This is a genomic window from Pseudarthrobacter sp. B907, from assembly GCF_040137805.1.
GTDB lineage: Bacteria > Actinomycetota > Actinomycetes > Actinomycetales > Micrococcaceae > Arthrobacter.
Genome location: NZ_JBEEQE010000010.1, coordinates 103,213 through 126,964, shown reverse-complemented (window position 1 = coordinate 126,964; position 23,752 = coordinate 103,213). Strand labels below are relative to the sequence as shown.

The window sequence follows — 23,752 nt, the reverse complement described above, 5'->3', positions numbered from 1 at the left end:
CCTATTCCCCTACCGCTACGCCGAGCACGCTCCGCGGATCTGTGGGAATGTGCGGGAACGCTTTGTTCGGATACTTGTATTTGACCCGGCGCAGGGCCTCGGGCCGGGCGCCGGCGGTCGGGGCCTCCCAGCTGAGGCGTTCCCGGGCCAGGGTGCGCAGCACGCGCCACCCGTCCCGGAAGGTGTGGAGGTTTGAGTTCCCGGAGATCCGGGCCAGTTCGCGGCTGGGCACCTCGGCGATCCGCAGCCCGGCCCGGGAGGCGCGCACAATCAGCTCCGTTTCGATTTCGAATCCGTCCGACTGGAGTTCCAGCACTTCGACGCATTCCCGGCGCAGGGCGATGTAGCCGTAGCAGAGGTCGGAGAAGTCGCTGCCCAGGACGAGATTGGCCAGCGCGGTGAGCAGCCGGTTGCCGGTGGTCCGCAGCAGAGTGATGTCGTCGGAGCCGCCGCCGGTCACGTAGCGGGATCCCTTGACGAAGTCGTATTCGTGCTGCAGCGGGGCGACCAGCCACCCGATTTCCTGGGGGTCCATGCTGCCGTCCCCGTCCAGCATGACGATGATGTCGCCCGAGGCGGCGGCGAAACCTGCGCGGACGGCGGCACCTTTGCCTGCCCGGTGCTCGTCCACCACCACGATGTCCAGGCGCAGGGCCTTGGCCACCTCGACTGTGCTGTCGAGGGAGCGCCCGTCGACGATGACAACCTCGTCCACGTAGGAAGGCATGCGGCGAAGGACCCAGGGCAGGTTCATGGCCTCGTTTAGGGTGGGGATGACCACGCTGACGGAAGCTGGAATCATGGGCGGCGTCGTCTGAGGGCGCGATTTTGAAGCAAGATTTGGGATGGACATTAGCCTCACCACTCAATGACGTTGTTAGCTTTCGCCCCAACTGCAGTCATTCCCCGGTTGTCAGGAACCAGGATGTAGACCTACGTGCGTACTGCCCGTTGCGGCAACTTCCATGATTTCCCCCTTTCCATAGTCGACTCAGGAACTTGTAAAAACCTTGAGTTAACTTGAACTTTCAAGCTAAATCCGCGGGGTCTGCGGAACCGTTGATTGGCGCCGCCGTCGGTGCCAGACTGGCGCCATGCGGATACCCGGTGAAGGCGGCGCTACCCGACGGGCCAGGGGCCGGAAGCCCGATTTCAGGCGCCTGCTTGTGCCCGCCGTCGTCCTGTTGCTCGCCGGCTGCTCCAGCGGGGGCACGCCGAATCCTGCTCCATCGACGCCGCCGCCCGCACAGGGTGCCCGGTCGACGCCGTCCGCGCCTGCGACCGCGCCTGCCGCCGAGTCGGCGCCGCCCGCCGCTCCCGCCAAGCCGGCCCCGCCGCCAGCGCGCGCCAAGCCGGCCCCGCCGCCAGCCGTACTGTCCGACTTGGAACTGGCGGCAATGCAGAGCCTGCCGGTGGGGGATCTGCCGGGCTGGAAACAGGTCTTCACCGAGGACTTCACCCAGGGGGATGTCCCGCTAGGTGCCTTCCCGGGGCCCGCCTACCAGGGGCGCTGGAGTGCCGGCTACAAAGACGGGACGCCGGATACCGCGGGCCAGGCCAGCGGCGGCAAATCCGGCTACTACCCGAGCAGGGTGCTCAGCGTGAGCAACGGCGTCCTCGACTGGTTCATGCACTCGGAGAACGGGGTGTTCATGGGGGCCGCCCCGACGCCCAGGATTCCGAACGCCAGCACCGCGCCGCCGCGGGCGAACAGCCTGCTCTACGGCCGGGTTTCGGTCCGGTTCAGGGCCGATTCGCTGGCAGGGTACAAGACGGCTTGGCTCTTCTGGCCGGACAGCGGGGTCTGGCCGCGGGACGGCGAGATCGATTTTCCCGAAGGACAGCTGAGTGACATCATCTACGGCGCGGCGCACTATGCCGCACCGCAGGACGGGTTCGACAAGTTCGACTCGACGTCGACGTTCACGTCCTGGCACATCGCCACCACCGAATGGAGCCCGGGGCGGGTGGAGTTCCTGCTCGACGGACGCTCCCTGGGGGCCAGCACCACCCTTGTCCCGAGCACACCTATGCACTACATCCTGCAGACCGAGGCCTGCCTGCCGGCGTGCCCGGCGCCGCAGACCCAAGGGCACGTCCAGCTTGACTGGATCGCCGTCTGGTCACGCCTCTAGCGGACTACTTCCTGCGGATCTCAAAGGCGTCGGTGTGGCTGTAGCCTTCCGCCGGCACCAGCCTCGCGGTGAGGGAATCCCGGCCCGCCGTCACGTCCAGCGTGCCCAGGGTGGCATTGCGGTTCTTGCCTGACCAGCTGGCGAAATAGCCAACTTCCGGATCGTCGTCGTGGACGTTGTAATGTCCGATCCCGCCAATGCCGACGCCCACGAAGACCGTCCCGGCGCCCTGGACCATCGTGTCATCGGTGTCGGCCAGGCACTGGCTCGAGAACGACGCCGGGACCAGACCCGGGCAGCCGCCGGAGAGGCCCAGTTGGTGCGTTCGCTGGTAGACATGGTCGTGGCCGGCGAGGACCAGGTCCACCTTCTTCTCGATCAGCATGTTGGTAAATTCCTCACCGGGCTGGCAGCCGTAATTGCCCAGGCTGAAGCACGGGGCGTGCATCCCCACCACAGTCCACGGGATATTGCGGGACTTGGCCCCGTCCAGTGCCTCCGCGGTCCACCGCCAGCGCTCGCTGCCCCGGGAGTAGTCCAGCGGGTTCCCGCCCCGGAAGTCGATGCCGGGCGAGACCATCACGATCCGCACCACCGGGTCCTGTTGCGGGACATCCACGTACCACTGGGTGCCGTACTCGCCCTGCAGCCCGGGCAGCCTGTTGGGCAGGCACTTGACGATATTGGCGATGTCCCCCTCGTGGCCGTCGCTCTCATGGTTGCCGGTGACGACCTCGTACGGGAAGCCGGCGCCAAGCTTGTCGGTCACGAGGTCGCAGAACTGCTGCTCGATCCCCGCCATGTAGGTGTAATCACCAAGGCCCAGGTTCAGTTGCGGTTTGAGCTGCGCAATCACGTCCAGCACCTTCCGGGCGCCGTTTCCGACGCCGGTGTCCCCCTGGGCGGTGAAATGAACGGAGGAGCCCTCGATGGGCGGGGGCGAGGGCTCCGGCGGGGCCGCCGACGTCGGCTGGCCCGCAGAGCTGGACGGCGGAGGCTGCGGGGTCTCCGGGGTGCACGCTGACAGCATCAGGGCCGCCGTCAGCAGGCCCGCCGCAAGGCCGATCCTGTTCGGTGCGCGGGATGATCGGGCCACGATTCCTCACATCAAGAGTCTGAGCCCGGCCGGCGCGGCCGGGCAGCGACGGACGATTCGGCGACGGACAATTCGGCGGCTGCTAGGCCTAGGGTAAGCCCGGCAGCTCGGCCAAGGCCAGAGGTCTTTGGCCGGTTGGCCGCGGCCGTCGTGGGCGCGGGGCCGGCGGCCGCGGTACCTATCGCCGCCCGGGCTTCCTCGCTAGCATGCTTCTTGGGACTTCCGATTCCCGGCGGGCACGCCCGCCACCGATGCGAAGGAGAAATGGCGATGACCCTGCCCGAAGGATTGACCCCCGGCGTCTGGACCTTGGACATGTCCCACAGCGAGATCGGATTCAGCGTCCGCCACGCCGGAATCAGCAAGGTCCGCGGCCGCTTCAACGAGGCCTCGGCGGAAGCACGTGTGCGGGATTCGCTCGCCGACGCGAGCCTGCACGCCACGATCAAGACCGCCAGCTTTGACTCCGGCGACGCCAACCGGGACGGCCATGTGCGCGGACCCGACTTTTTCGACGTCGAGAACTTCCCCGAGATGACCTTCCGCGCAACCTCCATCAGGGGCGACGGCGAGGACTACGTGCTCACCGGCGACCTCACCATCCGCGGCGTGACCAAGCCCGTGGACCTCGAAGTCGAGTTCACCGGCATCGCGGTGGATCCGTTCGGCGCCACGCGGGCCGGTTTCAGCGCCGAGACGGACATCAGCCGCAAGGAATTCGGCCTGACCTGGAACGCCGCCCTCGAGGCCGGCGGCCTGTTGGTCAGCGACAAGGTCAAGATCAACGTCGAAGCGGCCATGGTCAAGCAGGCCTGATTCAGGGGCCGCTCAGGGCTAACCCCTGATCCGGATCCGCGGCCGGCGGGAGACAATGGTGCCATGAAGACACTGCTCAACATCATCTGGCTGGTTTTCGGCGGCCTCTGGCTGGCGCTGGGATACTTCCTGGCCGGCATCATCTGCTGCCTGCTGATCATCACCATCCCGTGGGGGCTGGCCTCGTTCCGGATCGCGTCCTACACCCTGTGGCCGTTCGGCCGCATGGTGGTGGACAGGCCGGGCGGGAACGGCGTCTTTACCCTGCTCGGAAATGTCATCTGGCTGCTGGTGGCCGGCATCTGGATCGCGATCGGGCATGTGGTCACGGCCTTCGCCATGGCGATCACCATCATCGGCATCCCGCTGGCCATCGCGAACCTCAAGCTCATCCCGGTGTCCCTGATGCCGCTGGGCAAGCAGATCGTTCCCACCGATCGGCCCTTTGTGACCGGCTACCGCTAGGGCCTGTCCGGGCGGACCACCCGGCACCCGAGGGAGAGTGCAATGCCAGAGCCAACGTTTCCGGAAGCGGCGCCCAGCGATGATGAGCTGATGCTGGTCATCACCCGCGAGTTCCAGGTCCCCATCACGGCGGTCTGGTCCGCCCTGACCGATCCGGACCAGGCGCCGGCGTGGTGGGGTCCGCGGGGGTTCCATGCCCCGCGGGAAAGCATTGACGCCGACCTGGAGGTCGGCGGCCTGTACCGGGCCTGCATGGTCCAGGACGCCACCGGGCAGGAGTACTGGTGGAGCGGGGTCCACACGGACATCGAGCCGCCCAGTCTGTTTGTATTCACCCATGCCTGGGACAAGCCGGACGGGACCAGGGGCTTCGAGACCGAGGTGACGTTCCGGCTGGAGGAGATCGACGGCGGCACCCGGATGACCTTCACTCAGGGGCCCTTTGACACGGCGGAGAACCGCGACAGCAACGGCTCCGGCTGGCGGGAGTCCTTCGACCGCCTCGCCGAACACCTCCGCCGCGGCGCATAGGAAAGCCAGGCAACGCGGGGTCACGTAGCGCCCATCCCGAGAGGATTTATGGGCGCTACGTGACCCCGCGTTGGGGTTAAGGCTGCGGTTTCAGGGCCGCGGACTCACGGATTTCGTAGCTGAGGTTCTGCAGGTCCTTATCGGCCTCATTGACCTGGATGCGGTAGCCGTCGGGGTCCAGGACGGTGAAGTACCGCCCGAAGGTTTCATCCATGACGGGCGAGGCCTCGTAGCCGGCCGCGGCCAGCCGCTCCGCCAGCGGCTCAAGCTTCTCATCGCTGATGAACTGCAGGGCCACCGCGCCGGCGTCGTCGTGTGTGCCGGGGTGCCGGGCGATGTGCAGCCCCAGCGAGCCGCCGACCGCGTTAAGGTCGGCCCAGGTGCCGCTGGTCGCCTCGGTCCGCTCGGCAAGCCCCAGCAGCGCGTAGAAGACGCGGGAGGCCTCGACGTCACGGACGAAGCGGATCGGGGTGATTCTCATTCGCGGTGGCCTTTCGTTGTGTCCAGGGTCCGGGCCAGGGCCTCTTCCACGAAGGCGGACAATGAGAGCCCCTCCTCGATGGCGGCGTGCTTGACCCGCTTCACCAGCGGTGCCGGCAGATAGACGTTGAACTGCACTTTCTCTGTCATGGCTAGAATGCTAGCAATCTAGCGTCCTGGCCGCAAGGGGTTTCTCAGCTAAGTTCGCCCTGCAGGTTCCGCCGCGCCGCGTCCTGCCACAGCTCCCGGCCGCGTGCGGTGTGGAAGAGCGGGTCCAGTTCCAGCAACCGGCGGACGACGGCGGCGCGTCCGGCAGCGAAATCGGCGTCGCCGATATGCGCGAAGTCTTCGCGGACGGCGGCGAGGTAGCGGGCGTAGGCCGCCGGCTCTCCGGCCAGGACGGAGAGGTCGGCGTCGCTGAGCAGTGCGGCGGCCCCGTCGTCGGGGTCCGGCCGGTGGTCCGCCGTCATCCTGACCAGCCGCGCGACCTCGTCCACCTCGTCCGCGGGCAGCCCGGCGTGCACCAGCCGCTCCTCGGCGAGCCGGGCCGACTCCTCCTCGTCCTCGCCGGCGATGCCGCGGTAGACAGCGTCGTGGAACCAGGCCGCGAGCAGCACCGTGCGGTCCGGCCGCGCCGGCTCGGCCAGCAGGTCCAGGGCCTCCAGCACGGCGAGCAGGTGGGTGCGGCCGTGGTACTTCCGGTGCTCCTCGCCCCAGCGGTCCAGCAGGTCCAGGAAGAGCGCGTCGTGGCCGAGGAGGACCTCGTTCCAGCGGGTGAGCAGCGGCAGCTTCAGGGACCCGTTGCGCCGCCTCGCCGGAATCCGCAGGCCGCTCGCGATCAGCTTGCGGACCAGGATCCTGCCCTCAACCGGAACGGCTCCGGCGGCCACGAGGGCGCCGTAGCGGGCTTCGGCGACGTCGTAATGGTCGCCGTCGAACGCCCGCTCCGGGATGCCGGCGGCCCGGGCGAAGGCATGCAGTTCCTCGAGCGAGCTGTCCGAGATGAGGTGCGAGAAGCGGGTTCCGTGGGCGGGCCACAGCGGCGGATCAAGGTAGACGGCCATGCAGGCAGTCTACGAGGCGGCCGGCTGGATGTTCTGGTTGCCGCGGAAGACGTTGCCCGGATCGAACTCGCGCTTTACCCGCGCCAGCCGGGCGTAGTTGTCCGCGCCAAAGGCCGCCCGGACGCGGTCCGCGCCCTCGTCCCCGACGAAGTTCAGCCAGACGCCGCCGTTGGCGTAGGGGGCAATGTCCTGGCGGAACTTCTTCACCCAGGCCTTGGCCTCCTGGCCGCCCTCCGGCGTCTCCTCGATGCCGAACGGGTGCGTGACCCACTTGGCGCCCCGGTTCTGCAGCGGGGTCTGGGCCGCCGCCGGTCCCGCGACGGCGCCGCCCCAGCGGGCCACCAACTGCTGGGAGTGCGCCCCCGGAAGGCGCCGCGCGGAGTCCACGATCACGTCCAGGGCGTCGTCTGGCAGTTCGTCGTGGTAGTCCGCGCTCCAGTAGTTGTAGAGGTTGGGCGGGTCGTCGATCATCGACTGGAAGTCGGCGTAGGCCATCTCCCCGACCAGGTCCACGGCCGGGCCCAGCTCACGGAACGGGACTGCGTTTTCCGCCCCTTCGGCGGGGTCACCCGCGAAGAGGTAGGCCAGTCCCACGGCCTGCTTGCCCACCATGTCCTCCGGGACAAAGGGTTCCGGCGGTGCCGTCAGGTACACGAGCGCACTGCCGACGGCGTCCGGCGCCGCCAGCGAGAGCTCCCGGTAGGCCCGGGCGAGGTCCGCGGACGCGGCGCCGGGCCAGAGCATCAGGCCGGCCTGCACCGTGGGCCCGAGTTCGTGCAGCCGGAAGGTGAAGCCGGTGGCGACGCCGAAGTTTCCGCCGCCGCCGTGCAGCGCCCAGAACAGTTCCGGGTTCTCCTGGGCGCTCGCGGTGACGCGCTCGCCGGCCGCCGTCACGAGGTCCACCGAGAGCAGGTTGTCGCAGGCGAAGCCGAACGAGCGTTCCAGCCAGCCCGAGCCGCCGCCGAGGGTGAATCCGGCCACCCCCGTGGTGGACGCCCGGCCGCCGGTGGTGGCGAGGCCGTGTTGCTGGGTGGCGCGGTCGAACTCGCCCCAGGTGACGCCGGCGCCCACCGCCACGGTCCGGTTCTCCGGGTCCACCGTGATGGACTTCATCGGACGGACGTCCACCACCAGGCCGTCGTCGTTGGTGGACATGCCGGCCACGGAATGGCCGCCCGCCCGGACCGCGACGTCGAGGCTGTTGTCCCGGGCGTAGGCCAGGGCGTCTGCCACGTCGGCGGCGTCCGCGCATCGGGCAATGACGGCCGGGTGCCGGTCGATCATCGCGTTGAAGAGTTTTCGAGTGTCGTCATAGTCCGTGCTGTCCGGCCTGACCCATTTCATGGCTGTGCTCCCTAGCCGACCGCGACTCCACCCCACCCCAAAATCCTACGGCGGATGCCCCGGCAGGGCTACAGCGGACGGTATCCCGGGTCTGCAGGCCCCCGGTGCAACAGGTTCCGGAAGATGAGCGCCTGGGACGGTCGTATTGACGCAAATGCGGGATAGAGTGAGCCTATGACTCGTATCCGCGTTTCCGAGGCGGCCCGGTTCCTCGGCGTCAGCGACGACACCGTTCGCCGCTGGACCGAGAACGGCAGCCTCACCCCGCTCAAGGATGAGGCGGGCCGGCTCGCCGTCGACGGCCTGGAACTTGCCACTCTCGCCCGGGACCAGGCGAAACTGCCGGAGGATCCCGCCCGGGCCGGAAGTTCGGCCCGGAACCGGTTCGTCGGGCTCGTCACTGCCATCACCGCGGACACCGTGATGGCCCAGGTGGAACTGCAGTGCGGGCCGTTCAGGGTTGTGTCCCTGATGAGCAGCGAAGCCGTCAGCGAACTCGGCCTGGAACTGGGCTCGGTGGCCACCGCCGTCGTCAAGGCCACCACGGTGATCATCGAAAGTCCGCACGGACGGGCGCTGATATGAGCCGGTTCCGCCGCGCCGCCGCCACAGCGCTGGCGGTGGCCCTGGCCGCCGCGGCCTCCGGCTGTGCCGCCCCGTCCGGCGGGGGCGCACCGGACAAGAACTTGACGGTGTTCGCGGCGGCCTCGCTGAAGGCGCCCTTCACTGCCCTGGCGACGAAGTTTGAGGCCGGCCACCCCGGGACCAGGGTCACGCTCAGCTTCGCCGGCTCCGCCGACCTTTCCACCCAGCTGGGCCAGGGCGCCCCCGCGGACGTCTTCGCCTCCGCGGACCAGAAGAACATGGCTAAAGTCGCCGGCGCCGCCCTGGTGGAGGGTGCACCCCGGGATTTTGCCAGCAACGTCCTGGCCATCGCCGTGCCGCCGGCCAACCCGGCGAACATCGGCTCGTTCGCCGACCTGGCCCGGCCCGGGACCAAGCTGGTGGTCTGCGCGGCCCAGGTTCCCTGCGGCGCCGCGGCCGCGACGATTGCGGCCAGGGCCGGCGTGGCGCTGAAGCCGGTCAGCGAGGAATCCGCCGTCACAGACGTGCTCGGCAAGGTCACCTCGGGGGAGGCCGACGCCGGGCTGGTCTACGTCACCGACGTCAAGGCCGCCGGCGACAAGGTCAAGGGGATCGACTTCCCCGAGTCCGCGTACGCCGTCAACAAGTACCCGATCGCCGCGCTGAAGGACAGCAAGAACAAGGAACTGGCCGCCGCCTTCGTTGCGCTGGTCAGCGGAGCCGAGGGGCAGCAGGTCCTCGCCGACGCGGGCTTCGGACGCCCGTGACGCGGCACGGCTACAGCGGCATCCCGCGCTGGGTGCTGGGCCTCGCCGCCGCCGGGGCACTGTTTGTGCTGCTGCCGCTCGCGGCCATGGTGGCCCGGGTCAATTGGGCCCAGTTCATTCCGCTCGTCAGCTCGGAGGCCTCGCTAACCGCCCTGGGCCTGAGCCTGCGCACGGCGGCGGCGAGCACCGTGCTCTGCGTTGTGCTCGGGGTTCCGCTGGCGCTGGTGCTGGCCCGGGGCGAATTCCGGGGCCAGCGGCTGCTGCGTTCCTTTGTGCTGCTGCCGCTGGTGCTGCCGCCGGTGGTTGGCGGCATCGCGCTGCTGTACACCTTCGGCCGGCAGGGGCTGCTGGGGCGGAGCCTTGAGGTGGCCGGCCTCCAAATCGCGTTCTCGACGACGGCGGTGGTGCTCGCGCAGACCTTCGTGGCGCTGCCGTTCCTCGTGGTCAGCCTCGAAGGGGCGCTCCGCTCGGCCGGCAGCCGGTACGAGGCCGTGGCCGCCACCCTCGGCGCGCGCCCCACCACCGTGCTGCGCCGGGTCACCCTGCCGCTGGTGCTGCCCGGGCTCGCCTCCGGCGCCGTGCTCTCCTTCGCCCGAAGCCTCGGTGAATTCGGCGCCACGCTCACCTTCGCGGGAAGCCTGCAAGGCGTCACCCGCACCCTGCCGCTGGAGATCTACCTGCAGCGGGAGACCGACGCCGACGACGCCGTCGCGCTTTCCCTGCTGCTCGTCGTGGTGGCGGTCGTCGTCGTCGGACTCAGCTACCGGGGTGCGTCGCCCGCCGGCCGTGCGGGCGGCCGAACTGCGGGCAGCCTTGCGGCGGCCGGGCCGGGGCGGGCATGACGTTCACGTTCGACGCCGCCGTCGCCGACCGCGGTTTCGACGTCGCGCTGGAGCTCGGGCCGGCAGAAACGGTGGCGGTCCTCGGACCGAACGGCGCCGGGAAATCCACCCTGCTCTCGGCCGTGGCGGGCCTGCTGCGGCCCGATGCCGGCCGGGCGGAGCTGGACGGGCGCGTCCTCTTCGACCTGGGCCCCGGTCCGCAGGCGTGGATCCCGCCGCACCGCCGCGGCACCGCCCTGCTGGCCCAGGAGCCGCTGCTGTTTCCGCACCTGAGCGCACTCGAAAACGTCGCCTTCGGTCCCCGGAGCGCCGGTGTCCCTCGGACCCAGGCGCGGGAGGCGGCCAGGCACTGGCTGGCGGAGGTCGACGCCTCGGACCTGGCCGGCCGGCGGCCCTCGGAACTCTCCGGCGGCCAGGCGCAGCGGGTGGCGGTGGCCCGGGCGCTGGCGGCCGACCCGGGCCTGCTGCTGCTCGACGAGCCGATGGCCGCCCTGGACGTCCACGCGGCCCCGCTGCTGCGGCGGCTGCTCAAGCGGGTGCTGGCCGGGCGCCGGGCCATCATCGTGACGCACGACGTGCTCGATGCGTACATGCTGGCCGACCGGGTGGTCGTACTGGAGGGCGGCAGGATCACCGAGGAAGGCCCTACCCGGGAGGTGCTTCAACGGCCGCGGAGCCGCTTCGCCGCGGGGCTGGCCGGGCTGAACCTCGTGGCCGGGACCGTCACCACGGACGGGCTCCGGACGGCCTCGGGCCAGGAACTGGCGGGCCGGCACGAGGACCCTCCGGTTGCGGGGCTGGGCGGCGTGGCGGCCTTTCCGCCGTCGGCCGTCTCCGTGTTCCTGGACGAGGCGCACGGCAGTCCGCGGAACTCCTTCCCGGTGACGGTGACCGACCTGGAGCCGCACGGAGACCAGATCCGGGTGCGGGCCGGGGAGCTGTCCGCGGACGTGACCCCCGCGGCGTCGGCGGATCTGGGCCTGGCGCCGGGGGTGCGCGCCTACTTTGTGGTCAAAGCGGCCGCGGTGTCCGTGTACCCGGCGTAGGGCTATTGGGGGCCCTGGTCCTAGGCGTCCCGCGGCTTCTTCCGGACCGGGTGCTGGCTGACGATCGAGACGCGGTTGAAGGCGTTCATGGTGATGGCGAGCCAGCTGACCGCGGAGAACTCGGCGTCGGTGAGGTGCTTGCGTGCCTGGCGGCCCTCGTGCTCGCGTGCGTCGGCGTCGGAGATGTTGGTGATCGCTTCGGCGAGGGTCAGGGCGGCGCGTTCCTTTTCGGTGAAGAGGTCCGTGTCGCGCCAGGCCGGGAGCACCGCCAGGCGCTGGGCTGATTCGCCGTTCGTGACGGCGTCCCCAACATGCAGGTCCAGGCAGAAAGCGCAGCCGTTGATCTGCGAGATGCGCACGTTCAACAGTTCGATCAGCGCCTGGTCCAGGCCCGCCTCGGTGGCGGATTCCTTGACTTTCAGGCCCAAGCCGTTGAGCGCACGCCACGCGGCGGGGTGTTCTTTGTCCAGGAAAACGCTGCGCGGGCCGTGCCCGGGGGCTGAAGTCTCACTCATGCGTCCCAGATTACAGAGGCCGGGGGACACCCCGCCCGCACGGCGTGTGACAAACTTGTCAAATGTATGACAGACTTTACCCGTAGCCGTTACCCGTAGCCGTTATTCGATCCGGTGGTCGGTTCCTTGGGGGAGCCGACCGCCGGATCGCTTCCTTGTGACGGACATGCCCATCCCTCAGCCCCGGTGCCGGGCATGCCCAGCCCCCGCGCTGCCGCCCCGGGGACATGTCCATTCTTCGGCGCGAAGGATGGGCATAGCGGGGATATGTCCATTGGCTGGCGTCAGGGACGGATATGTCCATTCCAAGGGCCAGATGCGGGCCAACCAATCCCCGGGTGCAATGGCCCGGAGACGGACATGCTCATTCCCGGGCGCCAACGACGGGCATGTCCATCCGAGCGTGTCAGCGACGGGCATGTCCGGTGATGCGGGCGAGACGTGTCCCCGCCGCCACCAGAGCGTCCGCGTCGCTGGCCACGATCACGCCCGCGAAGTTCTCCGCATAGTCACCCAGGTCATCATGGACTGAACCGACGACGGCGTACACCGGCGTCGTGCCGCTCCGGGCCAGGATAGCGGCGATGATCTTGCCCTGGCCGGTCTGGGAGTCCAGTCGGCCCTCGCCCACCACCACCGCGCTGCTGGCTGCCGCCTGCGCGTCGAAGTCGAGCAGGTCCAGGACGAGGTCCGCGCCGGAGACCAGCCGGGCCCTGTACTTCGCCCACATGCCGCCAGAGAAGCCGCCGGCGGCCCCGGTGCGCTTCACCGGGCGGGGGTCCCGGCCCAGTTCACGATCAAACCCGTCGGCCAAGGCGTCGAGCCGCCGCGTGAGGGCCTCCACCGTGGCGGGTTCGGCGCCCTTCTGCGGCCCGAAGACCCGGGCGGCGTCGGCGAAGCGGGTGGTCACGTCGCTGAGGACCACCACCTCGGCGCCGTTGAGGCCGCCGCGCTCCTCGATGGCGGCGATGGCGCCGGCCCCGCCGTCGGTGGTGGCGGAGCCCCCGGCGGCCACCAGCAGGCGCCGCGCCCCGAGCCGGACGGCTTCCGCCATCATCACCCCGCTGCCGTAGGTGCTGGCCAGGACGGGGTCCCGGTCCCCGGCTGTGGGCAGGTTCAGTCCGCTGGCGAACGCGAGTTAGACGACGGCGGTCCCGTCCGGGGCCAGCGCAACGACAGTTTCGACGTCGTCGCCCCAGGGGCCCACGGTGCGGACCCGGACCGGACGGGCGTCGAGTCCCCGGACCAGCACCTCGAAGGTCCCCTCGCCGCCGTCGGCCACGGGAAGTTCGACGGCGGACGCGCCGGCAGCCCGGATTCCGGCGGCGATGTGGGCGCTGACCTGCGCGGCCGCGAAGGTGCCCTTGAAGCTGTCCGGGGCAACGAGGATGCTCACGGGCCTAGAATCCCACCTTGTCGCGGCCCTTGAGCTGCAGCATTTCGCGGGCCTCGTCCGGGGTGGCGATCTCGAAGTTCAGCGCCTCCAGGATGGTGCGGATCCGGGTGACCTGCTGGGCGTTGGAGGTGGCGAGCTGGCCCGGGCCGATCCAGAGCGAGTCCTCCAGGCCCACCCGGACGTGCGAGCCCATGGCCGCGCCGATCGTGGCGAGCGGCATCTGGTTCTTGCCGGCGCCCAGGATGGACCACTCGTAGTCGTCGCCCAGCAGCCGGTCCGCGGTGCGGCGCATGTGCATCAGGTCTTCCGGGTGCGCCCCGATGCCGCCGAGCAGGCCGAAGACGGACTGGACGAACAGCGGGCCGCGGGCCAGGCCGCGGGCGTGGAAGTGGGCCAGGTTGTTCAGGTGGGAGATGTCGTAGCACTCGAATTCGAACCGGGTGCCGTTTTCGTTGCCGATGCCGAGAATGGTTTCGATGTCCTGGAAGGTGTTCTTGAAGACCAGGTCCCGGCTCTTCTCAAGGCCCTCGCGCTCCCACTCGTGGCCGAACTCCGTGAACCGGTCCAGCATCGGGTAGAGGCCGAAGTTCATCGACCCCATGTTCAGCGAGGCAAGCTCGGGCTTGAAGAGGGCGGCCGGCTGCATCCGCTCCTCCACGGTCATGTGCGGGGAGCCGCCGGTGGTGATGTTGATGACGGCGTCGGTGTTGCGCTTGAGCTTGTCCAGGATCGGGGCGAAGTGCTCGGGGTCCTGGGAGGGCCGGCCGTCCTTCGGGTCGCGGGCGTGCATGTGCACAATCGCGGCGCCGGCCTCGGCTGCGCCGATCGCGGCGTCGGCGATCTCATCCGGCGACACCGGCAGGTGCGGGGACATCGACGGCGTGTGGATGGCACCGGTGACGGCGCTGGTGATGATGACTTTGCGTGCAGCAGCCATGGGGTTGCTCCTTCGGGGCTCAGTAAAGCTTTTCGGTGTTGCCGTCGACGGCGAGGGCCTGGCCGTTGACGTTGCGGGCCAGGTCGCTCGCGGCGAAGGCGGCCATGTTCGCGATGTCCTCGGCCTCGATCAGCCGGCCCAGGGAGGACTGGTTGTGGTAAAGCTCGGAGACCTGCTCCGCCGGGAGGTCCAGCATCTGCGCCTTGGCGGCGATGACGGCGTCGATCCGGGGGCCGTTGACGGCGCCGGGGCAGATCGCGTTGACCCGGATCCGGTCCGGACCCAGCTCGATCGCGAGGGTCTTGGTCAGGCCGACGACGGCCCACTTGGACGCCGAGTAGGCGCTGCGTCCGGCCATGCCGAGCCGGCCGGCCGCGGAGGAGAGGCTCACGATCGAGGCGCCGGTGCCCTGCCGGAGCAGGGGAAGGGCGTGTTTGATGCAGTAGAACTGGCCGTGGATGTTGACGTCGAAGGTGGCCTTCCAGGCGGCGGCGTCGAGTGTTTCGAGCGGACCGGTGGGCCCGGCGATCCCGGCGTTGTTGACCAGCACGTCCAGGCCGCCCAGTTCCTCGGCCACCGTGGCCATGAGCTCACGGACCTGGGCCTCGTCGGAGACGTCGCTGACCGCGGCCGCGAGGCCGTTCACGCGTGCCTTCTCGACGGCGTCGGCGTCAATGTCGGTGACGAACACGGCGGCGCCAAGTTCCTGGAACTTCTGGGCGATGGCCAGGCCGATGCCGTTGGCGCCGGCGGTGACGAGGACGCGCTTTGCGGTGAAATCCATGGGGGTAGTCCTTGCAGTGGTGGTTCGGGGGTCCGCTCCGCCGGCGCCAGGGCGCCGGCGGAGCCGCAACGGTGGTGCGTTGGGTGGGGCCTTAGTGGGCGGCGGGGACGGCGTCGGGCTTCTCGGTGCCGCGCTTGAGCATCAGGGACAGCAGCGCGCCGATGATGCACATACCTACGATGAACCACAGTCCGGCGAGCTTGGAGCCGGTGGCGTCCTGCATAAAGCCCATGACGTACGGGCCGAGGAAGCCGCCCAGCAGGCCTATGGTGTTGACCAGGGCGATGCCGCCGGCCAGGGAGGCTCCGCTGAGGCGGGTGGCCGGGTAGGTGAAGAGGATCGGCTGCAGGGCGAAGAAGTTGAACGCGGCGAGGCAGAAGCCGATCATGCCGAGCACCGGGCCGCCGACTGCGCCGAGCGCGAAGCCCGCGACGATGCCGATCATGGTGCCGGTGACCAGGAGCCGGGAGCGCCTTCCGTCGGTGGCGAAGCGGGGCACCAGCAGCGCCCCGGCCGCGGAGAAGATCCACGGGATGGAGGTCAGCAGGCCGATCTGGAGCGGGTTGAGCTTGCCGTAGGTGCCGATGATCGAGGGCAGGAAGTAGGACAGGGCGTAGACGGCGATCTGGTGGGTGAAGTAGACGCCCACCACCAGGAGGATCTGCTTGTCCTTGAGCGCGTCGCGCAGGCGGTGGTTGCCGGAGGCCTCGGCGCCCGCCTGCTCTTCGGCTGCGATCCGGGCTTCAAGGTCGGCGGCTTCCTCGGGGCTGAGGAACTTGGCCTGGCTGGGCCGGTCCGGGAGCTTCTTCCAGACGACGTAGGCGAGGATGCAGGCGGGAAGGCCTTCGACCAGGAACATCCACTGCCAGCCGTGCAGTCCGGCCACGCCGTCCAGGGTCAGCAGCAGGCCGCCCAGCGGGGCGCCGACGATGTTGGCGATCGAGACGCCCAGCAGGAACATGCCGTTGGCCTTGGCGCGGTCTTTGACCACAAACCACTGGGTGAGGAAGTACATCACGCCGGGGAAGAGGCCGGCCTCGGCGACGCCCAGCAGCATCCGCATGATGTAGAAGGACCACTCGCCCTGGACGAAGGCCATGCCCGCGGAAATGAGGCCCCACGTGATCATGATCCGCATGATCCAGAAGCGGGCGCCGACCTTGTGCAGGATCAGGTTCGACGGGATTTCGGAGAGGGCGTACGTCAGGAAGAACAGGCCGGCGCCGATGCCGAAGGCGGTGGCGGAAATGCCGAGGTCGATCTGCAGGCGGTCCTTGGCCATACCGATATTGGTGCGGTCCAGGAACGCCATGATGTAGGCGCCGATCAGGAGCGGCATGACTCGGCGGAGGATCACGCCGTTAATTTCCTGCGGTGTGCGCATCTTCGTTGGTGCGGATACAACTGACATGGGTCTTCGTCCTTGAATTGGTGGTCAGGATTGATGGTCAGGGTGGACAGCGGGCAGCACGGCGGAAGCCCTTGACGCAGTGGGTGCGTTTGGTGGTGGTGTTTCGGGTGGTGCGGGGTGTCAGGGAACGGCGGGGGAACAGCCGCAGGTGCGGCCGATATGGAGGCGGTGCCGGCACACCCGGGAGGTGTAGCTGCCGGACGCGGTCTCGATGCGTTTGAGCAGCATGGCAAAGGCCTCGTGGGCCATTTCCTGCTGCGGCTGGACAATGCTGGTCAGGTTGATCAACCGGGAGCGGCTGTGCGGCAGGCCGTCGCAGCCGGCCACGGCCACGTCCTCCGGGATCCGCAGGCCGCGCGCCAGGGCGTACTCCATGACGCCGATGGCGAGCTCATCGCTGCCGCAGACCACTGCCTGCGGCGGTGTCCCCGAAGCGAAGAGGCGTTCCGCAGCCAGCCGGCCGCCCTCGTTGTTGACCCGGGTGCTGATCTTGCGGTCCCCGCTGATTACGACGCCGGCGGCGGCCGCCGTCCGCACGAAGGCCTGTTCCCGGGCCAGCGAGGCAGTGGAGAAGCGGGGGCCGATCACCGTGGCAATCTCGGTGTAGCCGTGGCCGAGCATGTGCTGCATCAGCAGCGTGGCCGCGGCGTCGTCGTCGATCCCCACGAAGTCGGAGTCGAGGAAGTCGGCCCGGCGGGACAGGCAGACGTAGGGGATCCGGGCGGCCCTCAGGGTGCGGAGGGCGCGGGCGTCGTCCCGGAGCGAGGCGGCGAGGATGACGCCGTCCACGTTGCGGTTCGCCAGCGTGGCGGTGACCTGGGCAAGGATTTCCGGGTCGTCCTGGGTGGTGGCGACGAAGACCTCGTAGCCGGAGTCTGCTGCCGCCGAAATGATGCCCTGGGCCCAGCGCGGGAACATCGGGTTGATGATGTTCGGCAGGATCAGGCCGATCACGCGGGTGCGCTGCAGGTCGGTGGACTGGGAGGACTTACGGGGCCTGAAGCCCAGTTCGTTCGCCACGTGGATGATGTGGCGCCGGGTCTCCGGGGAGACGCCGCCTTTGCCGTTGAGGACGTAGGACACGGCCGCGGAGGAGACTCCCGCCGCGCGGGCCACGGCCGCCGCGGAAACTGTGGCAACAGGGCCGTCGGCGGCAACGGTGGTGGCTTGCTCCTGCATTCTGACCCTCCTTCGCGTCGGCTTTTCCTGCTGTGACCTCAGTTACAGTAGGCAGCCCGCGCAGCGTTAAGCAACGTTAAGTGATGTGGTGGTGGGGCGCAGGCTTGCGGTGCCTGGGCCGATGGACATGCCCATCCCGCGGCCGCGGGCTTGGGTTCGGGTGTGGGGGGCCGGCAGGCATGGGCGCGGGTTCGGGGTTTGGCGGGCCGCCGGCAGGGGCGGGCGCGGGTTCGGGTTGGTCGCGGCTCCGCGGGTTCGGGTTGGTCGCGGCCTGGATCGGTCAGCTCAGTGCGGCGTGTGGCCGAATTCCGGCCATGGCTCCGATGGGCATGCCCATCCTCAGGCTCGCCCAGTGGACATATTCGGGTTATGTCCACTCGTCGGCTCGAAGGATGGGCATGCCCGTTAGCCGGAGGGGCTCCCAGCGGGCATGTCCAATGCTGCGCATGAAGGATGGGCATGTCCGTAGTGGCGAAGCGTGGGAGTCGGGCATGCCCAACGCCCTGCGCAAAGGATGGGCATGTCCGTAAGCGCGGGCCGCTCCCCGCGAGGACTCCGGCCCTAGACAGCAGTTTCGCCGTGGGCAAACATGGAGCAAAAGGGGCCGAATCCAAAGTTGAGCGGGTTAGACTCAACTTTGACGCCAGTTTTATCCCGGAAGGAGCTCTCTTTGGACGCCAAATTCACCACCAAGAGCCAGGAGGCTCTTTCGGCAGCCGCCATGAACGCCTCGACGGCCGGCAACCCGCAGCTGGAACCGGCACACCTGCTCAAGGCGCTGATGGACCAGCGCGAGGGGGTCGCCGTCGCGCTCCTGCGCGCCACCGGTACCGATCCGGATGCCGTCAGCGTCCAGGCGAGCTCCGCGATCAAGGCGCTGCCCTCCACCTCCGGCAGTTCGGTGCAGCAGGCCCAGCTCTCCCGCTCGGCGATGAACGCCATCAAGAACGCCCAGAACGAGGCCGAGCGCCTCGGCGACTCCTTCGTCTCCACCGAGCACCTGCTGCTGGGTCTCGCGTCCGGCAACGACGACGTCGCCCGGCTGCTGCGTGACGCCGGCGCCTCCCACGAAGCGCTCCTCGCGGCCCTGCCGGGGGTCCGCGGCGACCGCAAGGTGGATAATGCGGACCCCGAGAACACCTTCCAGGCACTGGAGAAGTTCGGCACCGACCTGACCGCGATCGCACGCTCGGGCAAGCTGGACCCGGTGATCGGGCGCGACGCCGAAATCCGCCGGATCATCCAGGTCCTGAGCCGCCGCACCAAGAACAACCCGGTGATCATCGGCGAGCCCGGCGTGGGCAAGACCGCCGTCGTCGAGGGCCTGGCCCAGCGGATCGTGGCCGGCGACGTCCCGGAGAGCCTGCGCGGCAAAACCCTGATCGCCCTGGACCTCGCCTCGATGGTGGCCGGCGCCAAGTACCGCGGCGAATTCGAGGAGCGGCTCAAGGCCGTGCTCGAGGAAATCAAGAGCTCCGAGGGCCAGATTGTCACCTTCATCGATGAGATCCACACCGTGGTGGGCGCCGGCGCCACCGGCGACAGCTCCATGGACGCCGGCAACATGCTCAAACCCATGCTGGCCCGCGGCGAGCTTCGGCTGATCGGCGCCACCACCCTGGACGAGTACCGCGAGAACATCGAGAAGGACCCGGCTCTGGAACGCCGCTTCCAGCAGGTCTTTGTCGGCGAGCCCAGCGTGGACGACACCATCGGCATCCTGCGCGGGCTCAAGGAGCGCTACGAGGCGCACCACAAGGTGGCCATCGCCGACTCCGCCCTCGTCGCCGCCGCGTCGCTGTCCAACCGGTACATCACCGGCCGGCAGCTGCCCGACAAGGCGATCGACCTCGTGGACGAAGCCGCCTCCCGCCTCCGCATGGAGATCGACTCCGCGCCGGAGGAAATCGACCAGCTGCGGCGCCAGGTGGACCGGCTCACCATGGAGGAACTCGCGCTGGCGGGCGAGACCGACGCCGCCTCGGTGGAACGGCTCGCCGCCCTTCGCGCCGACATGGCCGACAAGAAAGAGGAACTGGCCGGGCTCAACGCCCGCTGGGAGGCGGAAAAGGCCGGCCTGAACCACGTCGGCGACCTCAAGGCCAAGCTGGACGAGCTGCGGTCCGCCGCGGACAAGGCCCAGCGCGAGGGCGACCTGGAAACCGCGTCGCGCGTGCTGTACGGCGAGATCCCCGCCCTGGAGCGCGAACTGAACGCGGCCGCCGAGGCGGAATCCGCCCGGGTGGCCGGCGGCGGCGCCAAGCAGGACCTGATGGTGGCGGACGAGGTCACCGCGGACGACATCGCCGAGGTGATCTCCGCCTGGACCGGCATCCCCGCCGGGCGCATGCTGCAGGGCGAGAGCCAGAAGCTCCTCCAGATGGAGCACGTCCTCGGCGAGCGGCTGATCGGCCAGTCCACGGCCGTCACCGCGGTCTCCGACGNGCGCATGCTGCAGGGCGAGAGCCAGAAGCTCCTCCAGATGGAGCACGTCCTCGGCGAGCGGCTGATCGGCCAGTCCACGGCCGTCACCGCGGTCTCCGACGCCGTGCGCCGCGCCCGCGCCGGCATCAGCGACCCCAACCGGCCCACCGGGTCCTTCCTGTTCCTGGGGCCCACCGGCGTCGGCAAGACCGAACTCGCCAAGTCGCTCGCCGACTTCCTCTTCGACGACGAACGCGCCATGGTCCGGATCGACATGTCCGAGTACTCGGAGAAGCACTCCGTGGCCCGCCTGGTCGGCGCGCCTCCGGGCTACGTGGGCTACGAGGAAGGCGGCCAGCTGACCGAGGCCGTCCGACGTCGTCCGTACTCCGTGCTGCTGCTGGACGAGGTGGAGAAGGCGCACCCGGAGGTCTTTGACATCCTGCTGCAGGTGCTCGACGACGGCCGGCTCACCGACGGCCAGGGCCGCACCGTGGACTTCCGCAACGTGATCCTGGTCCTGACCTCCAACCTGGGCAGCCAGTTCCTCGTGGACCCGAACCTCGACGCCGCCGCCAAGCGGGAGGCCGTGATGGCCACAGTGCACGCCTCGTTCAAGCCCGAGTTCCTGAACCGGCTCGACGAGGTGGTGCTGTTCGACCCGCTGAGCGTGGAGGAGCTGGCCGAGATCGTGGAACTGCAGGTCAAGGAGCTCGGCGAACGGCTCAAGGGCCGTCGGCTCAACCTGGAAGTCACCGAGGGCGCCCGCGCCTGGCTGGCCGTCACCGGCTACGACCCCGCCTACGGCGCCCGGCCGCTGCGCCGCCTCGTCCAGCGGGAGATCGGCGACCGGCTGGCCAAGGCCATCCTGGCCGGCGACATCGCCGACGGCGACACCGTGCTGGTGGACACCGCCCCGGACCTGATGGAGCTCACCATGGGCGGCCCGGACGTGTCCTCGCGGCCCGACGGCGGCGCCTCCACCGGCAGCGGACTCTCGGTGCGCCGCAAGGAGTAGGCACCCCTGCGAAGGGCCGCCACCCGCGTTGTGCGGCTGGCGGCCCTTGTTCTGGGCTGCTTTTAGGCGGGCTGCTGGTCAGTCGAGGCAGAGGCAGAACGGATGGCCGGCCGGGTCCAGGAAGACCCGGAAGGTTGTGCCGGGCTGATGCCCGTGCTTCCTCGCGCCCAGCTCAAGCGCCGCGGCCTCGGCGGCATCGAGGTCGTCAACGACGAAGTCGAGGTGCATCTGCTGCGGGACGTCCTGGCCGGGCCACTGCGGCGGCGTGTAGGACTCGACCCTCTGGAAGCTCAGCGAATCGCCGTAGTCGGCGCGGATGGAGCACCAGCCGTCGTCGTCCTGCTCCATTTTCCAATCGAGCAGCGTGCCGTAAAACTCGGCAAGGGACTTGGGATCAGGGCAGTCCAGTACAACGACCGGGAAGCGTGCGATAGCCATGGCGACACTCTAGGACCAATTCCGGCGGAGCGCACCGGAAAAACTACGGCAGCAGGGATTCCTTGATGACGTTGCCGGTGTCCACGGCGACGTAGCAGTCCACCCGCCGGTCCCCGGTGCCCCAGCTGGAGGAACTCGGGTAGGCCAGCTTGTAGCTGAGCAGGTAGTCGCTGGACTTGTCGGTCAGCAGGGCTGACTTGCAGGCGTCGAGCGCCTTTTGCTTCAGCGGGTCGCGGCCCGGGTAGGCGTCCGAGGCTGCGTACGACTCGATCGCCACCAGCTGCGCAGAATGTCCCGTGTCGCAGGCGACCACCGTGGACGCCGCGGCATTCGGGTCGAAGTCCTTGAAGCAGTCGCCGAGGCGGAAGTCCATCGGGTTGACGCCTTCCAGCGGCAGCGCGCCGCGGGGCGCGGGAGAAGCCGACGACGCGGACCCTGCCGGTGCGGGGGAGGTGCCGGCCGCAGGCTGCTGCTTGGCGGCGCCGAGGGCGGTCAGCCACCAGATCACCAGGCCGAGCACCACAACGGCGGCGAGGGTGGCGCCCACCTTGGCCAAGCCCAGCCGCTGGGCGTGGGCCCACAGGGTGCGGCCCAGCTCTTGGGCCCCGGCTCCCGGCTTCGAGGCCCGCAGTTGCGCCGTCCGGGCCGAAAGGAGCTTGCCGAACTGGGCGGCGCCGGAGGCCGGTTTGCGGTTCGGGCGGACCTGCGGCCTCGGGCGGACCTGCGGCAGGGCCGACGTCGGCGGTGCGGAAGGCCGCGGCGGGATATGGACGGAAGAGGGAAGCCGCGCCGGCGGGGTCGTTGCCGGGCGGTGCCCGGCGTCGTCGGGGTGCGGAACGTCAGGCATTCCTGCATCGCCGAGCCTGGCGTTCTCGCTGCTCTCAGGCCTCTCGGTCACTCGGGAAATCACCTCTTCCATGCGTTGCGCCGGGGCTGGATGTCCGGCTCGGGGCCCCGTCGCCGGGAGCCCATCAAGAGACTCTATCGAAGAAGCGCGCGGGCCCGCATGCAGGCCGGGGTCCGGAGCGGGGCCCGGCGGGCGCGGTGCGACGCGCAGCTTGCACCGTGACGCCGTCCACAGCGGCCGGGGCGGCGAGCAGTACCGGCCGAAAGCATGTAATCTAGGTGTACGACAAATTGACCAAACATTCCGGGGCCTCACCGATCGCCAAATGGTGACCACCTCCGGTCCGAGTACAAAAGGGGGTCACGCCATGGGGCGCGGCCGTCAAAAGGCAAAAGCTACTAAGCAGGCTCGGGATATTAAGTACTATTCCCCGAACACTGACTACTCTGCGCTTCAGCGTGAGCTGAAGAGCTCCGAGGGTCGTGCACCGAGTCGTTTCTCGAGTGAGCCCGTTGAGCCGGACTATTCGGCTTATGTCGATAAGTACGCGGACGATGTGGAAGAGGACGACGACGAGGTAGATTCCCGTCGGATAGGTTAGTCGCCACTTCATTCCGGGATCCCCCGCAGGCAGGGGATCCGGCCATGTTTTCAGGCCCGCCGGCCACACCCCGCCCGGGGCGTGCCCGGCGGGTTTCTTGCGTCCGGCCCTCCCCGCCGTTGCTTGCTGGGGCCTGCGCCGCGGGCTACCTTGGGTGTGCCGGAGCGTCCGGCGTGCTTCCGGAGGGACTGTTCATGGCCATTCGATCGGGTTTCACCGAAGGGGAGGTCTGCTGGACCGACCTCCAGACGTCGGATGTGGCGGCGGCCAAGGACTTCTACGCCGCCCTCTTCGGCTGGAGGTACGAGGACCTGCCCACTCCTGACGGCCGCAGCTACGCCAGGGCGTTCCTGGGCGAGGAGCTGGTGACGGTGATCGCGCCGCAGAACCCCCGCCAGCAGCAGGCCGCAGCGCCGGGGCAGTGGAACGTCTACTTCGCCGTCGACGACGCCGCCGGGCTCGCCGCTGATCTGCCCCACGGCGGCGGGACCCTGGAGTTTGGCCCCGAGGCCGTGGAGGGCACAGGCGTGATGGTCTTCTTCACCCCGCCCGGCGGAGGGACCACCGGGGCGTGGCAGGCCGGCAGCCACTTTGGCACGGCCCGCACCGAGGAGCCGGGGGCCCTGGCATGGGTGGAACTGCTCACGCCCGAGCCGCAGGCCGCCGTCGGGTTCTTCCAGCAGCTGCTGGGCCATGAGGTGACCGAATACCCGCAGGACGACGGCGGAAGCTACACAACTTTGATGGTGGACGGCGCCGAGGTGGCCGGGATCGCCACCGTCCCGGCGGCCGAACGGAACCTGGAGCCGGGCTGGCAGGTGTATTTCGGCGTCGCAAGCGTGGCCGATGCCGTGGCGGCGGCCCGGGCGGCGGGCGGCGTGGTGCTGGTCGGGCCGGAGTCCGGTGACGAGGCCGGCACCATCGCCACCCTGGCGGATCCGCAGGGCGGCGTCTTCAGCGTCCTGGAGGTTTAAGGGGTGGCCCCACGCCGGCGAGGGCCCCGGCCTGAGCTTGCGAAGGCTGGGAGCCGG

At 69.3% G+C, this 23,752-nt stretch carries 23 protein-coding genes and 3 pseudogenes; 12 read left to right on the top strand and 14 right to left on the bottom strand.

Features of this window, described 5'->3' with window-relative positions; genetic code table 11:
* Position 1: 1 nt before the first annotated feature.
* Positions 2-802, bottom strand: coding sequence for a glycosyltransferase family 2 protein (locus ABLI39_RS10815; protein WP_349413422.1), 801 nt, complete (start codon positions 800-802; stop codon positions 2-4).
* A 595-nt stretch (positions 803-1,397) separates the two neighbouring features.
* Here ABLI39_RS10815 and ABLI39_RS10810 point away from each other — a divergent pair.
* Positions 1,398-2,135 (top strand): glycoside hydrolase family 16 protein, encoded by a 738-nt coding sequence (locus tag ABLI39_RS10810; RefSeq protein ID WP_349413421.1) that lies wholly within the window; start codon positions 1,398-1,400, stop codon positions 2,133-2,135.
* Positions 2,136-2,139: 4 nt separating this feature from the next.
* On the opposite strand, the gene ABLI39_RS10805 is transcribed toward ABLI39_RS10810, so the two are convergent.
* A complete protein-coding gene (locus tag ABLI39_RS10805) occupies positions 2,140-3,231 on the bottom strand; it encodes a metallophosphoesterase (protein ID WP_349413420.1) in 1,092 nt (363 codons plus the stop codon).
* Positions 3,232-3,501: 270 nt separating this feature from the next.
* Here ABLI39_RS10805 and ABLI39_RS10800 point away from each other — a divergent pair, with 270 nt between their 5' ends.
* The 3 genes from ABLI39_RS10800 to ABLI39_RS10790 all read left to right on the top strand — a co-directional run bounded on the left by ABLI39_RS10800 (position 3,502) and on the right by ABLI39_RS10790 (position 5,043).
* Positions 3,502-4,047: a YceI family protein gene (locus ABLI39_RS10800; RefSeq protein ID WP_349413419.1), complete on the top strand. Its 546-nt coding sequence runs from the start codon at positions 3,502-3,504 to the stop codon at positions 4,045-4,047.
* Positions 4,048-4,110: 63 nt separating this feature from the next.
* Complete coding sequence (locus ABLI39_RS10795) at positions 4,111-4,512, top strand: YccF domain-containing protein (protein ID WP_349413418.1); 402 nt, start codon at positions 4,111-4,113, stop codon at positions 4,510-4,512.
* Positions 4,513-4,554: 42 nt separating this feature from the next.
* On the top strand, positions 4,555-5,043 hold the full coding sequence (locus tag ABLI39_RS10790; RefSeq protein ID WP_349413417.1) for an SRPBCC family protein: 489 nt from the start codon (positions 4,555-4,557) through the stop codon (positions 5,041-5,043).
* Positions 5,044-5,119: 76 nt separating this feature from the next.
* On the opposite strand, the gene ABLI39_RS10785 is transcribed toward ABLI39_RS10790, so the two are convergent.
* The 4 genes from ABLI39_RS10785 to ABLI39_RS10770 are packed head-to-tail and all read right to left on the bottom strand — an operon-like array spanning position 5,120 to position 7,931.
* Positions 5,120-5,524, bottom strand: coding sequence for a VOC family protein (locus ABLI39_RS10785; RefSeq protein ID WP_349413416.1), 405 nt, complete (start codon positions 5,522-5,524; stop codon positions 5,120-5,122).
* Complete coding sequence (locus ABLI39_RS10780) at positions 5,521-5,673, bottom strand: ribbon-helix-helix domain-containing protein (RefSeq protein WP_349413415.1); 153 nt, start codon at positions 5,671-5,673, stop codon at positions 5,521-5,523. Before ABLI39_RS10780 ends, ABLI39_RS10785 begins: the two co-directional genes overlap by 4 nt.
* Before the next feature lie 44 nt (positions 5,674-5,717).
* Positions 5,718-6,587, bottom strand: a complete 870-nt coding sequence (locus tag ABLI39_RS10775) for a DUF4031 domain-containing protein (protein WP_349413414.1) — start codon at positions 6,585-6,587, stop codon at positions 5,718-5,720.
* Between the two features lie 9 nt (positions 6,588-6,596).
* A complete protein-coding gene (locus tag ABLI39_RS10770) occupies positions 6,597-7,931 on the bottom strand; it encodes an FAD-binding oxidoreductase (protein WP_349413413.1) in 1,335 nt (444 codons plus the stop codon).
* A 174-nt stretch (positions 7,932-8,105) separates the two neighbouring features.
* On the opposite strand from ABLI39_RS10770, the gene ABLI39_RS10765 reads away from it, so the two are divergent.
* Genes ABLI39_RS10765 through ABLI39_RS10750 form a run of 4 tightly spaced genes read left to right on the top strand, consistent with a single transcriptional unit; the run spans position 8,106 to position 11,171 of the window.
* On the top strand, positions 8,106-8,516 hold the full coding sequence (locus ABLI39_RS10765) for a TOBE domain-containing protein (protein ID WP_349413412.1): 411 nt from the start codon (positions 8,106-8,108) through the stop codon (positions 8,514-8,516).
* Positions 8,513-9,283 (top strand): molybdate ABC transporter substrate-binding protein, encoded by a 771-nt coding sequence (modA, locus tag ABLI39_RS10760; protein WP_349413411.1) that lies wholly within the window; start codon positions 8,513-8,515, stop codon positions 9,281-9,283. The genes ABLI39_RS10765 and modA overlap by 4 nt, the downstream gene beginning before the upstream one ends.
* Positions 9,280-10,125: an ABC transporter permease gene (locus ABLI39_RS10755; RefSeq protein WP_349413410.1), complete on the top strand. Its 846-nt coding sequence runs from the start codon at positions 9,280-9,282 to the stop codon at positions 10,123-10,125. The genes modA and ABLI39_RS10755 overlap by 4 nt, the downstream gene beginning before the upstream one ends.
* The gene (locus tag ABLI39_RS10750) at positions 10,122-11,171 is read left to right on the top strand and encodes a sulfate/molybdate ABC transporter ATP-binding protein (RefSeq protein WP_349413409.1); all 1,050 of its coding nucleotides are present in this window, start codon (positions 10,122-10,124) and stop codon (positions 11,169-11,171) included. The genes ABLI39_RS10755 and ABLI39_RS10750 overlap by 4 nt, the downstream gene beginning before the upstream one ends.
* 20 nt (positions 11,172-11,191) lie before the next feature.
* Here ABLI39_RS10750 and ABLI39_RS10745 read toward each other — a convergent pair whose 3' ends face one another.
* The 6 genes and pseudogenes from ABLI39_RS10745 to ABLI39_RS10720 form a co-directional block, all read right to left on the bottom strand.
* The gene (locus tag ABLI39_RS10745) at positions 11,192-11,686 is read right to left on the bottom strand and encodes a carboxymuconolactone decarboxylase family protein (RefSeq protein ID WP_349413408.1); all 495 of its coding nucleotides are present in this window, start codon (positions 11,684-11,686) and stop codon (positions 11,192-11,194) included.
* Positions 11,687-12,092: 406 nt separating this feature from the next.
* Positions 12,093-13,082: pseudogene (locus ABLI39_RS10740) on the bottom strand (glycerate kinase).
* A 4-nt stretch (positions 13,083-13,086) separates the two neighbouring features.
* Positions 13,087-14,019, bottom strand: coding sequence for a 3,5-dioxohexanoate:acetyl-CoA acetone transferase (gene kce / locus ABLI39_RS10735; RefSeq protein ID WP_138768164.1), 933 nt, complete (start codon positions 14,017-14,019; stop codon positions 13,087-13,089).
* Positions 14,020-14,038: 19 nt separating this feature from the next.
* Positions 14,039-14,803: an SDR family oxidoreductase gene (locus ABLI39_RS10730; RefSeq protein ID WP_349413407.1), complete on the bottom strand. Its 765-nt coding sequence runs from the start codon at positions 14,801-14,803 to the stop codon at positions 14,039-14,041.
* Positions 14,804-14,894: 91 nt separating this feature from the next.
* Positions 14,895-16,214: an MFS transporter gene (locus tag ABLI39_RS10725; protein ID WP_349413406.1), complete on the bottom strand. Its 1,320-nt coding sequence runs from the start codon at positions 16,212-16,214 to the stop codon at positions 14,895-14,897.
* A 120-nt stretch (positions 16,215-16,334) separates the two neighbouring features.
* Positions 16,335-17,393, bottom strand: a complete 1,059-nt coding sequence (locus ABLI39_RS10720) for a LacI family DNA-binding transcriptional regulator (protein ID WP_349413405.1) — start codon at positions 17,391-17,393, stop codon at positions 16,335-16,337.
* A gap of 670 nt (positions 17,394-18,063) precedes the next feature.
* Here ABLI39_RS10720 and ABLI39_RS17450 point away from each other — a divergent pair.
* A pseudogene (locus tag ABLI39_RS17450) lies at positions 18,064-19,755 on the top strand (ATP-dependent Clp protease ATP-binding subunit); the annotation flags it as partial.
* 84 nt (positions 19,756-19,839) lie between these two features.
* A pseudogene (locus ABLI39_RS17445) lies at positions 19,840-20,835 on the top strand (AAA family ATPase); the annotation flags it as partial.
* 78 nt (positions 20,836-20,913) lie between these two features.
* Here the strand turns inward: ABLI39_RS17445 and ABLI39_RS10710 are convergent.
* Both ABLI39_RS10710 and ABLI39_RS10705 read right to left on the bottom strand, forming a co-directional pair.
* Positions 20,914-21,273, bottom strand: a complete 360-nt coding sequence (locus ABLI39_RS10710) for a VOC family protein (RefSeq protein WP_349413403.1) — start codon at positions 21,271-21,273, stop codon at positions 20,914-20,916.
* A 43-nt stretch (positions 21,274-21,316) separates the two neighbouring features.
* A complete protein-coding gene (locus ABLI39_RS10705) occupies positions 21,317-22,171 on the bottom strand; it encodes a septum formation family protein (protein WP_349413402.1) in 855 nt (284 codons plus the stop codon).
* 316 nt (positions 22,172-22,487) lie between these two features.
* Between ABLI39_RS10705 and ABLI39_RS10700 the strand changes: the two genes are divergently transcribed.
* Both ABLI39_RS10700 and ABLI39_RS10695 read left to right on the top strand, forming a co-directional pair.
* Positions 22,488-22,721 carry a DUF3073 domain-containing protein gene (locus tag ABLI39_RS10700; protein WP_082492711.1) on the top strand — a complete coding sequence of 78 codons (234 nt, stop codon included), beginning with the start codon at positions 22,488-22,490 and terminating at the stop codon, positions 22,719-22,721.
* A gap of 194 nt (positions 22,722-22,915) precedes the next feature.
* Positions 22,916-23,695 carry a VOC family protein gene (locus tag ABLI39_RS10695; protein WP_349413401.1) on the top strand — a complete coding sequence of 260 codons (780 nt, stop codon included), beginning with the start codon at positions 22,916-22,918 and terminating at the stop codon, positions 23,693-23,695.
* Positions 23,696-23,752 lie beyond the last annotated feature (57 nt).